Origin of the sequence: Micromonospora cabrerizensis (genome assembly GCF_022230955.1) — a bacterium.
Classification (GTDB): domain Bacteria; phylum Actinomycetota; class Actinomycetes; order Mycobacteriales; family Micromonosporaceae; genus Micromonospora; species Micromonospora cabrerizensis.
Genome location: NZ_JAKKFI010000016.1, coordinates 1 through 11,793 on the forward strand (window position 1 = coordinate 1; position 11,793 = coordinate 11,793).

Annotated in this window: 10 protein-coding genes and 1 pseudogene; 7 read left to right on the forward strand and 4 right to left on the reverse strand. The window is 70.7% G+C overall.

Annotation, left to right across the window (positions count from 1 at the left end):
* Both LADH09A_RS02555 and LADH09A_RS02560 read right to left on the reverse strand, forming a co-directional pair.
* A pseudogene (locus LADH09A_RS02555) lies at positions 1-395 on the reverse strand (transglycosylase domain-containing protein); the annotation flags it as partial.
* Positions 396-592: 197 nt separating this feature from the next.
* On the reverse strand, positions 593-1,042 hold the full coding sequence (locus LADH09A_RS02560; RefSeq protein ID WP_088950777.1) for a DUF5318 domain-containing protein: 450 nt from the start codon (positions 1,040-1,042) through the stop codon (positions 593-595).
* Positions 1,043-1,217: 175 nt separating this feature from the next.
* Here LADH09A_RS02560 and LADH09A_RS02565 point away from each other — a divergent pair, with 175 nt between their 5' ends.
* Positions 1,218-1,856: a PadR family transcriptional regulator gene (locus LADH09A_RS02565; protein WP_030331823.1), complete on the forward strand. Its 639-nt coding sequence runs from the start codon at positions 1,218-1,220 to the stop codon at positions 1,854-1,856.
* Positions 1,857-1,879: 23 nt separating this feature from the next.
* A complete protein-coding gene (locus tag LADH09A_RS02570) occupies positions 1,880-2,959 on the forward strand; it encodes an inositol-3-phosphate synthase (protein ID WP_141911933.1) in 1,080 nt (359 codons plus the stop codon).
* Positions 2,960-3,063: 104 nt separating this feature from the next.
* Here the strand turns inward: LADH09A_RS02570 and LADH09A_RS02575 are convergent, their stop codons facing one another.
* Positions 3,064-3,549, reverse strand: coding sequence for a methylated-DNA--[protein]-cysteine S-methyltransferase (locus LADH09A_RS02575; RefSeq protein WP_238643122.1), 486 nt, complete (start codon positions 3,547-3,549; stop codon positions 3,064-3,066).
* Positions 3,550-3,619: 70 nt separating this feature from the next.
* On the opposite strand from LADH09A_RS02575, the gene LADH09A_RS02580 reads away from it, so the two are divergent.
* Together LADH09A_RS02580 and LADH09A_RS02585 are read left to right on the forward strand one after the other, a co-directional pair.
* The gene (locus LADH09A_RS02580) at positions 3,620-4,141 is read left to right on the forward strand and encodes an NfeD C-terminal domain-containing protein (protein WP_372492212.1); all 522 of its coding nucleotides are present in this window, start codon (positions 3,620-3,622) and stop codon (positions 4,139-4,141) included.
* A 28-nt stretch (positions 4,142-4,169) separates the two neighbouring features.
* The gene (locus LADH09A_RS02585) at positions 4,170-5,702 is read left to right on the forward strand and encodes a flotillin family protein (protein ID WP_238643124.1); all 1,533 of its coding nucleotides are present in this window, start codon (positions 4,170-4,172) and stop codon (positions 5,700-5,702) included.
* A 77-nt stretch (positions 5,703-5,779) separates the two neighbouring features.
* Here LADH09A_RS02585 and LADH09A_RS02590 read toward each other — a convergent pair whose 3' ends face one another.
* Positions 5,780-7,240: a CCA tRNA nucleotidyltransferase gene (locus LADH09A_RS02590; protein ID WP_238643125.1), complete on the reverse strand. Its 1,461-nt coding sequence runs from the start codon at positions 7,238-7,240 to the stop codon at positions 5,780-5,782.
* Positions 7,241-7,366: 126 nt separating this feature from the next.
* Between LADH09A_RS02590 and murJ the strand changes: the two genes are divergently transcribed.
* The 3 genes from murJ to sigM form a co-directional block, all read left to right on the forward strand.
* The gene (murJ, locus tag LADH09A_RS02595) at positions 7,367-9,124 is read left to right on the forward strand and encodes a murein biosynthesis integral membrane protein MurJ (protein ID WP_238643126.1); all 1,758 of its coding nucleotides are present in this window, start codon (positions 7,367-7,369) and stop codon (positions 9,122-9,124) included.
* A gap of 445 nt (positions 9,125-9,569) precedes the next feature.
* Complete coding sequence (locus tag LADH09A_RS02600) at positions 9,570-11,183, forward strand: protein kinase family protein (protein WP_238643127.1); 1,614 nt, start codon at positions 9,570-9,572, stop codon at positions 11,181-11,183.
* Positions 11,184-11,226: 43 nt separating this feature from the next.
* Positions 11,227-11,793, forward strand: a 567-nt coding sequence (gene sigM, locus LADH09A_RS02605; RefSeq protein WP_238643128.1) for an RNA polymerase sigma factor SigM, incomplete at its 3' end; no start/stop codon positions are given.

Here is an 11,793-nt window from a genome sequence, read left to right on the forward strand (position 1 = left end):
CCTGCCGGTGCGCCCGGCGCCGGGGACACGGGCACCGACGCCCGGCCCGCGCCGGCGCGGCCGGCGGCCACACCCGGTGCCGGTGACACGGGCACCGATGCCCGTCCGGCGCGGCCGGGGGTTGCTGAACCCACCGAGGCGGAACCGGCTGCGGCAGCGCCGCGCGGCGGCACCGAGGCCGATCCGCCCACCGTGGCCCGCCCACCGGCGGCCCGTGGGGTCACCGAAGCGCGGCCCGGGGTCGCCGTGCCGCCCTCCGGGGCCGACCAGCCATTCCCGCGGGAGTCACCGCCGGGGCGGCGGTACGCGTCGTCCGCACCCGGCCCGGGGTCGCCCTCGGGGCCCGAGTACTGGGCCCGTCCACGCGCAGAACTGGGATCGCCGTACGAGTTCATTCCTCACACCCTGCCGGTCGCGGTGGGGCGCGACTGCGCCGCCACCGGGTTGCCGTGAGTTGCTTCACCCGGGAGAGCGGCACGGGGGTGCCGTTTCACCGGAGGACTTGCCGTATTAATAGGGCTAATCGGACCAACGAGCGGTTGACCGTCCCGGGTTTCGTCTACGGCCCCGGGGCCGGTCCAACCAGCTGTGATCACCGTTGCGCCTCTCGCCTCCGCCGACCCGCACCTTCGGCGGCCGCCACGTCCTGCTCGCCGGTGCCGTCGCTGTCGCCGGCCAGACCGTCCCGGCCGAGCAGGTACTGCTCGACGAGATGGTTCCAGTCACAACCGAGGCACACCTCCACCACGAAGACCTGGAACTCACGCAGCGTCATCGCCAGGACAGGCAACTCGGTCAGTGTCCGGGCCTGCCCGGCGGACTGCTTGAGCTCGTCACCATAAATGTAGTGGACGAGAGTCAGGTTCTCGCTGCGACAGATCGGGCAGCGCCGGTCGGTCGGCTCGCCGTGGAACCGGGCGGCGTTCTTCAGGTACGGCGATGCGTCGCACACATCGTACGTGCCGACCCGGCCGGCCAGGAGCTCACGCAGCACTGCTCGCTTCTGTAGCGAGTAGTCGACGACCTGGCGCTGCGTACGCATGCGAAGAAGGGTACGCGGTCCGGCCCGACCAGGCGACCACGCTCACGTTCCGTGACGAGAGCGTCTCGGAGCGGGGGTTTGCCCTGGCCCGCGCGACCCGCTAACGTGCGATGTATCGGTCCGATACATCGCGGCGGTTACCGCTCCACGCCGGAGGGTAAAGAGAGGGTGGCCAGTGCTTGAGTTCGCCATCCTCGGCCTCCTGCAGGAGTCTCCGATGCACGGCTACGAGCTGCGCAAGGAGCTGACCGCCAAACTCGGCGCGATCCGGGCGGCGATCAGCTACGGCTCGCTCTATCCCACGCTACGCAGGCTGCAGGCGGCGGGATGGATCACCGAAGCTGCTGAGACACCCGCCACTGCCGAGGAGGTCCCCGCGCTGACCAGCCGACGAGGTCGGGTGGTCTACAAAATCACCGCGGAGGGCAAGGAACGCTTCGCCCAGCTGATCGCACAGGCCGGGCCCGAGACGTACGACGACACGGGCTTCGGGGTGCACTTCGCGTTCTTCGCCCGGACCGACCAGGCGACCCGCCTGCGCATTCTGGAGGGTCGCCGCCGCAAGATCGAGGAGCGTCGCGAAGGGCTTCGCGACGTGCTGGGCCGGGCGGCCGAGCGCCTCGACGCTTACACGCTGGAACTGCAGCGCCACGGCCTTGATGCCTGTGAGCGCGAGGTCCGCTGGCTGGAGGAGCTCATCGCCAACGAGCGCTCCGGCCGAGCCCCGACGGTCCCGAACATCGGGACAGCCGGCGGCCGACGAGAAGACAACAGCCCGCCTCCGCCTGGAGAGACCAGGAATGAGCGGCCGTGACAGAAAAGAAGGAGGCAGACGCTATGGGCTCCGTCCGCGTCGCCATCGTCGGTGTGGGTAACTGCGCCTCGTCCCTGGTTCAGGGCGTCGAGTACTACCGGAACGCCAACCCGAACGACCGCGTCCCGGGTCTCATGCACGTCGCCTTCGGCGACTACCACGTCAACTCCGTGGAGTTCGTCGCGGCGTTCGACGTGGACGCCAAGAAGGTGGGCATGGACCTCGCGGAGGCGATCGTCGCCAGCGAGAACAACACCATCAAGCTCTGCGACGTGCCGCCGACCGGCGTCAGCGTGCAGCGCGGTCCGACCTTCGACGGTCTGGGCGAGTACTACCGCGAGATCGTCGAGGAGTCCGACGCCACCCCCGTCGACGTGGCGCAGGCGCTGCGTGACGCGCAGGTCGACGTCGTCGTCTGCTACCTGCCGGTCGGCTCCGAGCAGGCCGCCAAGTTCTACGCCCAGGCCGCGATCGACGCCGGCTGCGCGTTCGTCAACGCCCTGCCGGTCTTCATCGCCTCCGACCCGGAGTGGGCCCAGAAGTTCACCGACGCCGGCCTGCCGATCGTCGGTGACGACATCAAGAGCCAGGTCGGCGCCACCATCGTGCACCGCGCCCTCGCGAAGCTCTTCGAGGACCGCGGCGTCGAGCTGCTGCGCACGTACCAGCTCAACTTCGGCGGCAACATGGACTTCATGAACATGCTGGAGCGCAAGCGGCTCGTCTCGAAGAAGATCTCGAAGACCCAGTCGGTCACCTCGCAGATCCCGCACGAGATGAGCAAGAGCGACGTGCACATCGGCCCGTCGGACCACGTGCCGTGGCTGGACGACCGCAAGTGGGCGTACATCCGCCTGGAGGGTCGCTCGTTCGGTGACACCCCGCTCAACGCCGAGCTCAAGCTCGAGGTGTGGGACTCTCCGAACTCGGCCGGCGTCATCATCGACGCGGTCCGGGCTGCGAAGATCGCGCTGGACCGGAAGATCGGCGGCCCGATCCTGTCGGCCTCGTCGTACTTCATGAAGTCCCCGCCGGTGCAGTACGCCGACCACGACGCCCACCAGGCCGTCGAGGAGTTCATCGCGGGCGAGGTCGCGCGCTGACCCGCTGAATCAGCAAGCAGCGGCGAGGGCCGGGTCCGAACGGACCCGGCCCTCGCCGCGTTCAGCTCGACATCCGCAGGTACGGCGACAGCCGCCGCGACCCGTCAGCCCTGGAACCAGGCGTTTCGCAGTGCGACCCCGGCCTCCAGCTCCAGCAGCTTGACCTTGCGGGGCAGGCCCCCGCCGAAGCCGACCAGCTTGCCGCCCGCGCCGACGATCCGGTGACACGGCACGATCACCGGGACCGGGTTGCGGTTGCAGGCAACTCCCACCGCGCGTGCCGCCCCGGGCTCGCCGACCAGCCGCGCGACCTCGCCGTACGTCAGCGTCTCCCCGTACGGGATGTTGGTCATCTCCCGCCACACGGCCCGTTCGAAGTCGGAGCCGCGCGGCATCGAGACCGGAATCGTGAACGCGGTCAGCTCGCCGGCGAAGTACGCCCGCAGCTCGGCGGCGGCCTGCCCGGCCAGCGCGTGGTCAGGGGCCTCGTTGGCCGCCTCGACCCGCCCGAAGTGGGCGCCGCAGACGCTCGTGCCGTCGGTGGCGACGGAGAACTCACCGATCGGTGAGTCGAGGACGGTCCAGCGCATCCACCCATTCTCCCCGACTCCGGCCGGACCCCTTCTCGGCGGCCGGTTGGCGTTGCGGGGCATCGATACCGTGCAGGTCGTGGCAACAGGGACGCTCATCTTTCTGATCATCGGCGGGGCGGGCATTGGCGTGCTCGCGCTCGCCCTGCTCGGCACCGAGCTGTTCCAGTTCGGGCACGCCGACGTCGACGGGCCGATCTCGGTCGAGACGGTCGCCGGCTTCGCCGGGGCGTTCGGGTTCGGCGCGGCCATCGTCAACGAACTGCTCGGTGCGCGTACCCCCGGAATGGTCGTCGGCGCGGCGGTCGGCGGCGTGCTCGCGGCCGTGCCCACCGGCTGGTTGGCGTCCCGTTTCAGCCGGGCGGCGCGCAACATGCGCACCGACCCCACCCCCACCCGCGACGACCTGGTCGGTGCGCTCGGCCTGGTCGTCACACCGGTGCCGGTTGACGGCTATGGCGAGGTACGGATTCGTCTCGCCGGTCAACCGGTCAAGCTCAGCGCACGCGCGGACCAGCCGATACCGATCGGCGCCCAGGTCTTCGTGGTGCAGGCGCTCAGCGAGACCAGCGTCCAGGTCGAGACCTACTGACTTCCCCTCGTAGACAGGACTCCTTTATATGGCCCTGCTAATCGCCATCGGTGGCGCGATCCTCCTCGTGCTCATCCTGGTGCTCTTCGTGCTCTCCCGGATCAAGGTGGCCGGGCCGAACGAGGCGTTCATCGTCACCGGCCGCAAGGGCCGCACCACGCAGACCGCCGACGGCGGGCGCTCGACCGACAACTCCGGGCAGAAGGTCGTGCTGGGCGCGTCGGTCTTCGTGCTGCCGGTGGTGCAGAAGCTCCAGTCGCTCGACCTGTCCAGCCGACGCATCGACGTCGGCATCCGGGGCGCGGTGAGCAAGCAGGGCATCCGTGCCGATCTGCACGGCGTGGCGATCGTCAAGGTCGGTGGTACCGAGGACGCGATCCGGGCCGCCGCCCAGCGATTCCTGCACCAACAGGACGAGATCGACAACTTCACCCGGGAGGTGCTCGCCGGAGCGCTGCGCTCGATCGTCGGCCGGCTCACCGTCGAGGAGGTCATCCGGGACCGGGCGGCGTTCGCCAGCGCGGTGGCCGAGGAGGCCGAGCACTCGATGACCAACCAGGGTCTCGTGCTGGACACCTTCCAACTCCAGGACATCCTCGCCGAAGGGTCCTACCTGCAGGACCTGGGCCGGCCCGAGGCCGCCCGGGTGCTCAAGGACGCGGCCATCGCCGAGGCGCGGGCCCGACAGCAGGCCGAGCAGGAACGGCTGCTCGCCGAGGAGGCCATCGCGGAGGCGAACCGGAACCTGTCTCTCAAGCAGGCCGGCATCCAGGCCGAGATCGACGCGGCGAAGGCGAAGTCCGCCGCCGCAGGCCCCCTCGCCCAGGCCGAGCGGGACCAGGCGATCCTCTCCGAGCAGCAGAAGGTCGCCGAGCGCAACGCCGAGCTCAAGCAGCGCCAACTGGACACCGAGGTGCGCAAGCCCGCCGACGCGGCCCGGTACAAGGTGGAACAGGAGGCCGAGGCGTCCCGTGCCGCGGCGGTGCTGCACGCGGACGCGCAGCGGCAGTCGGTCATCGCCGCCGCGCAGGCCTCCGCCGAACAGGCGCGGCTCACCGGTGAGGGCGAGCGGGCCCGGCGTGCCGCGCTTGCCGAGGCGAACGCGATCGAGGGCGCCAAGGAGGGTGAGGCCGAGCAGCGTCGGCGCTCCGCCATCGCCGAGGCGGTGGAGCGGGAGGGTCAGGCCGAGGCGGCGGCCATCCTGGCCAAGGGTGAGGCCGAGGCGGACGCCATGGCGCGCAAGGCCGAGGCGTTCGCCGCCTACGGTGAGGCTGCGGTGCTGGACCTGCTGGTCAAGGTGCTGCCGCAGGTGGTGGAGGCGGCCAGCGCGCCGATCGGGGCGATCGACAAGATGACCGTCATCTCCACCGACGGCGCGTCGTCGCTGACGAAGTCGGTGGCCGGCAACGTGGCCCAGGGGCTCCAGCTCGGCAGCGACCTGACCGGGATCGACCTGGCCGGTCTGCTGGCCCGGCTCGGCTCGGCCTCCGCCGCCGGCAACGGCACCTCCGCCGGCAAGGGCGCCCCGGCCGTGGACGGGACGGCCGTCGAGACCCGCTGACGACGTACGCCGACGGGCGCCGCTCCCGGTTCGGGGGCGGCGCCCGTCATCACTTCTGGTGGGCTCGGTGCCCGGCCCTACTCGATGAGGCCCTCGGCGCGGGCCCAGCGCAGCAGCTCGACCTCGGCGGCGTCCCGGTCCAGCGGGCCGTGCTCCAGACGCTGTTCCTTGAGGTGCTTCCAGGCCCGCCCGACCACCGGCCCCGGCGGTACGCCGAGCAACTCCATGATCGCGTTGCCGTCCAGGTCGGGACGCACCCGGGCCAGGTCCTCCTCGGCCGCGATCCGGGCGATCCGGTCCTCCAACGCGTCATAGTCGGCCGCGAGCTGGGCCGCCTTGCGGCGGTTGCGGGTCGTGCAGTCCGAGCGGGTCAGCTTGTGCAGTCGGGGCAGCAGGTCACCGGCGTCGGCGACGTAACGGCGCACCGCCGAGTCCGTCCACTCGCCCCGCCCGTACCCGTAGAAGCGCAGGTGCAGCGCGACCAGCGCGGTCACCTTGGCGATGACCTCCTTCGGGTAGCGCATCGCCTTCATCCGGGCCTTGGTCAGCCGTGCGCCGACCACCTCGTGGTGGTGGAAGCTGACCCGACCGTCGGGGGCCGCGGCCTTCGTCGCCGGCTTGCCCACGTCGTGCATGAGGGCGGCCATCCGCAGGATGAAGTCGCAGCCCTCCTCCTCGTAGGAGACCGCGTTCTCGACGACCGTCAGGGTGTGCTCGTAGACGTCCTTGTGCTGCGCGTGCTCGTCGATCTCCAGCTTCAGCCCGGTCAGCTCCGGCAGGAAGCGTTCGGCCAGCCCGGTGTCGACCAGCAACCGCAGCCCGGTGATCGGGTCGGCGCCGCAGAGCAGCTTGGTGAACTCGTCGCGGATCCGCTCGGCGGTGATCCGGTCCAGGTCGGCGGACATCTCGCTCATCGCCCGGTGCGCGTCCGGGTGCACGGCGAAGCGCAGCTGGGCGGCGAACCGGGCGGCCCGCAGCATCCGCAACGGGTCGTCACCGAACGACTCCCCGGGGGTGCTCGGGGTACGGATCATCCGGGCCGACAGGTCGTCCAGCCCGCCGTGCGGGTCGGTGAACCGGTGCTCCGGCAGGCTGACCGCCATCGCGTTGATCGTGAAGTCGCGCCGCTTCAGGTCCTCGTCGAGGCTGGTGCCGTACACCACCACGGGGTTGCGGCTGACCTGGTCGTACGACTCCGCACGGAACGTGGTGATCTCCAGCCGGAGGCCGTCGCGCTGGGCCCCGATGGTGCCGAACTCCCGACCGGTCTCCCAGATCGACTCGGCCCAGCCCTTGAGGACCCGCAGCGTCTCGTCCGGGTGCGCGTCGGTGCAGAAGTCGAGGTCGTCCCCGAGTCGGCCGAGCAGGGCGTCGCGCACCGAACCGCCCACCAGGTGCAACTCGTGACCGGCGCGGACGAAGCGGCGGCCCAACTCGTCGGCGACCGGGGAAACCCGGAGCAGTTCGGCGACGGCGTTGCGCTGCGCGGCGGTGAGTTCGCGGCGGTCGGCGGCGTGAGGAGCGGAGGCTTCGGACATGGGATCGCCAGCTTATCGGGCCAGGGTGTGATCCGATCCGCCGGGCGTGGGTAACGGGTGGGGGTTGACTATGGTCTGTGGCGTGCGGGTCGGTGTCCGGCTCGACGTACCCCTGGGAGGCTGGAGATGAGCGGCGGGCTCTACCGCAGCGCCAACGCCGCGCACGATGGTGGGCCCGGCGGCGGCGCACGTCCGGGCGACGGCGCCACCTTCATCTCTGCCGAGCCGCTGAACCAGCCGGCCCTGGAGTCGACCGCGCCGCCGCAGGAGCAGGTGGCCGAGGCGAGCGCCGCGACCAACAGCGCGGTGATGGCGATCGGCAGCCTGGTCAGCCGCGGCACCGGCTTCCTCCGCAACCTGGTGATCGGCGCGGCGCTCGGCGGTGCGCTGGTCGGTGACGCGTACACGACCGCCCAGATCCTGCCCGGCATGGTCTACGAGTTCCTGCTCGGCGGCGTCCTCACCAGCGTGCTGATCCCGGTGCTGGTGCGTCGACGCAAGATCGACCCGGATGGCGGGCAGGCGTACGCACAGCGGCTGCTCACCCTGGCGGTGCTCGCCCTCGGCGCGGCGGCCATCCTGGCGGTGGCCCTGGCCTGGCCGTTGACCTGGTTGTACGGCAGCAGCGAGTCGACCGAGGATTACTCCAAACTGGTCCGGCACCTGTCGTACCTGATGTTGCCGATGATCTTCTTCTCCGGCCTCTCCGCGCTGATCAGCGCGGTGCTCAACACCCGGGGGCACTTCGCCGCCCCGATGTGGGCCCCGATCCTCAACAACATGGTGGTGATCGGCACCGCCGGCCTCTACATCGCGATCTTCGGCGCGAAGATCGTCCAGCCGGAGGACATGACGGCCGGCCGGATCATCCTGATCGGTGGGGGCACCCTGCTCGGTGTCGCCATCCAGGCGACCGGCCTGCTGCCGGCGCTGCGCAAGGTCGGCTTCCGCTGGAAGATGCGCTTCGACTTCCGGGCCCTCGGGCTGCGCGAGCTGGGCCGCCTCGGGGCGTGGATGATCTGCTACGTCGCGGTCAGCCAGGTCGGCCTGATCGTGCTGTTCAACCTGCTCAACCGGGCCGGCAAGGAGAACGCCGCCGGCCCGCTGATCTACAACAACGTCTTCCTGCTGCTGATGACGGCACACGGCATCATCGCCGTCTCGATCATCACCGCGCTGATGCCCCGGATGAGCGCGGCCGCCGCCGACGGCCGGTACGCCGACCTCGCCGCCGACCTGTCCCGGGGCACCCGGACGGTCACGGCGGTGCTGGCCCCGATCGCCGTCTGCTACGCCGTGCTCTCCACCCCGATCGCGTTCACGCTGTTCCGGGTCGGCGCCTTCACCGAGGACAACGCCACCGCCACCTCCGTCGTGCTGTTGGCGGCGGCGCTCGCGCTGGTCCCGTTCGCGGTCAGCCAGCTCTTCACCTTCGCGTTCTACGCGCTGCCGGACACGCGCACCCCGGCGCTGATCAACATTCCGGTGGTGGCGCTCCGGATCGGGGTGCAGATCGTGCTCTTCGTGGCCTTCTCGGCGAGCTTCGCCGGCGCGGGGATGATGATCGGCAACGCGGTGTCCTACCTGGCTGCCGCGATCGGCTCGGCCTGGCTGCTCCGACCGCGCGTCGGTCGGATCGGCCTCGGCGGCATCATGCGCACCGCCGGCCGGGTCGCGGTCGCGGCGCTCGGCTCGGCAGTGGTCGGCCTGCTGGTGGTGAAGCTGCTGCCCGGTGACGACACGCCCAGCCGACTCGAAGCGGTCGTGCAGCTCGTGATCGGCGGCGCGGTGATCGGCGGGACCTACCTGGGTCTGGCCATGTTGCTGCGGATCAGCGAGATCACCGAGGTGGTCGGCATGGTCCGCCGCCGTCTCGGTCGCTGACCGCCAGCACCCGATCACAAAAAGTTCGCGCACACACGGACCGTGACCGCGGATCACCAGGCTGGGGATGCACCTGTGGATAACTCCGCGATTCGCCGGTCAACCACCGCATAAGCCTGTGGATAACCAACCGTACGGCTGAGCGTGCCGGTCCGATCGGTGGGAACATGCCGGTTGGAGGGAGGGCCGCCGCAGCCCAGCCCCGGCGTCGGTCACTTGCGGTGAAGCCGTAGATTAGCTAGTACATGTGCCAGCAACGTGGCTGACAACGGTCGTAACCGGACGAGCTCTTCGACTGCCGGGAACCCGCCGGGTACGGCGGGAAGATGACATGTCGGGGAGACGGGCAACCCGGGTAAGGTCGCTCTCGACGGGTACGGCAGGGGCCGACGCTGCGCGTCGACACCGGTCGGCCGGTTCCTTCAACGGCAGAGCGGGAAGCCACATGCCCAGCAGTGCGGGTCCATCGATCGACACGATCACCGAGGGAGGACGGGTGACCCAGGTCGGCGAGGGTCAGGAGGCGGACGAAAGCGCTCCTCCGGTCATGACCTTCGGTGCTCCCACGGCCGGTGAAGTCCTCGCCGAGCGGTACGAGCTGGTTGAGCACATCAACAACGACAGCGCGGGTCGGCTGGTCTGGCGCGGGGTCGACGTCATCCTGCGTCGTCCCGTCGCGGTGGTGCTGCGCTACCCGGGCGGCGACTCCGCCACCGAGATGCTCCAGGCGGCCGTCGCGGCCAGCCGGGTCATCCACCCCAACCTGGTCGGCGTCTACGACGCGATCGACGAGGCCGACCGCGCGTACGTGGTGCGCGAGTGGGTCGACGGGCAGTCCCTGCGGGACCTGGCGGCCGACGGTCCACTGGACCCGGCCCGGGCCACCGCGATCGGCAACGCCGTCGCAAGCGCTCTCGCCGCGGTGCACGCCACCGGCATGGTGCACGGCAACGTCCACCCCGGCACCGTCATGATCAGTGACGAGGGCCGCGTGGTCCTGGCGGACGCCCGCACCGACGGCGACGACAGCCAGGAGAACGACATCCGAGCGGTCGGCGGTGTCCTCTACTTCGCCCTGACCGGTTACTGGCCGCACGCCGAGGCGCCGTTGCGCGGTGCCACCGCCGGCCACGGCCGGGCCGCCATCCCGGACGCCGTTCGCGACGCCGGTGGTGCCATCGCGGCACCCCGCCAGGTCCGGGCGGGTGTTCCCGCGTACCTCGACGACCTGACCATGGACCTGCTCGACGCCGAGATCGCGCCGCCGTCGTCCGATGTGCTCGCCGCCGAGCTGGCCCGACTGGACGTGCCGGCCGAGGAGGAGCACTACCTCGACAACAGCGGGCCGCTACGGTTCGCCGCCGACACCGAGGAAGAGCCGTCGCCACTGGCCGCCGCCGGTGGTCGCAAGGTCGCCGTGGGCATCGCCGGCCTGCTGGCGGTCGCCCTGGTCGGTCTGCTGATCGGCATCAGCACGTTGGGCGACGGCGACAAGGACCCGCAGGCCAACCAGCCTCCCGCTCCCACCTCCAGCGCCCCGGCCGGCGATACCACCCCGGCCGCCGCCACGGTCCGCAAGCTGGCCGTCAAGGGCGTCCGGATCATCGACCCGGACAGCCAGAAGCGCGACGAGCTGGGCGGCGCCGACAAGGTCATCGACGGCGACGCGGACAAGGGCTGGGGCACCGACACGTACACGGCGGCCAAGTTCGGCAACCAGAAGTCCGGCATGGGGGTCTGGCTCGACCTCGGCGCGCCACACAACGTCCTGTCGGTGCAGGCGGTGCTCTCCGCGACCGGCGCGTCCGCCGAGCTGCTCACCGGCACCACCGCACCGCCGTCGACCTCGAACGGCGACAAGCAGATGGTCCAGGCCTACAAGACTCCGAACACCACCATCGGGCAGCCGTTCGAGGACCACGACGGCACCACGATGACGTTCAACGGGTTCAACGCCGACCAGAAATACCAGTACCTGCTGTTCTGGATCACCGAGTTGCCGGCCAGCGAGCGGGGCTTCCAGGTCGACGTCCAGGAGATCACGGTTCAGGGGTCGTGAGCCTGGCACCTCCCGCGTGGCACCGCTTCCACCGGACGTGGTGATGGACGGGCACGCCACAGCTACCGATCTGGAGCTGTTGCGTGCCCACGTCGATGGCGACCGGCACGCTTTCGCCGAGCTGTTCCGCCGGCACCGCGACCGGCTCTGGGCGGTCGCCCTGCGGACCCTCGGTGACCGCGAGGAGGCAGCCGACGCACTCCAGGACGCGCTGCTGTCCGCGCACCGGGCGGCGTCCCGGTTCCGCGGTGACTCCGCTGTCACCACCTGGCTGCACCGCATCGTGGTGAACGCCTGCCTGGACCGGATCCGTCGCCGGCAGGCACATCCGACGGTCCCGCTGCCGGACGGCAACCGTGCCGAGGACGGCTCGGGCACCGGCGGGATCGAGCCGGCCGCCGTGGCACATGACCACGACACCGTGCTGGTCGTCCGCGAGGCACTCGCCGCACTGCCCCTCGAACAACGTGCCGCCCTGGTGCTGGTCGACGTACAGGGCTACCCGGTCGCCGAGGTCGCCCGCATCCTCGGTGTCGCCGAGGGGACGGTGAAGAGCCGGTGTGCCCGGGGCCGAGCCCGTCTGGCGGTGCTGCTCGGGCATCTCCGCCCC

What these genes read in the sequence shown, in the direction of transcription:
- murJ (WP_238643126.1), top strand. Translation starts at nt 7,367, where the DNA reads ATGAGCGGCGGGCTCTACCGCAGCGCCAACGCCGCGCACGATGGTGGG.
- LADH09A_RS02590 (WP_238643125.1), bottom strand. Translation starts at nt 7,240, where the DNA reads ATGTCCGAAGCCTCCGCTCCTCACGCCGCCGACCGCCGCGAACTCACC.
- LADH09A_RS02570 (WP_141911933.1), top strand. Translation starts at nt 1,880, where the DNA reads ATGGGCTCCGTCCGCGTCGCCATCGTCGGTGTGGGTAACTGCGCCTCG.
- LADH09A_RS02575 (WP_238643122.1), bottom strand. Translation starts at nt 3,549, where the DNA reads ATGCGCTGGACCGTCCTCGACTCACCGATCGGTGAGTTCTCCGTCGCC.
- LADH09A_RS02600 (WP_238643127.1), top strand. Translation starts at nt 9,570, where the DNA reads ATGCCCAGCAGTGCGGGTCCATCGATCGACACGATCACCGAGGGAGGA.
- LADH09A_RS02585 (WP_238643124.1), top strand. Translation starts at nt 4,170, where the DNA reads ATGGCCCTGCTAATCGCCATCGGTGGCGCGATCCTCCTCGTGCTCATC.
- LADH09A_RS02560 (WP_088950777.1), bottom strand. Translation starts at nt 1,042, where the DNA reads ATGCGTACGCAGCGCCAGGTCGTCGACTACTCGCTACAGAAGCGAGCA.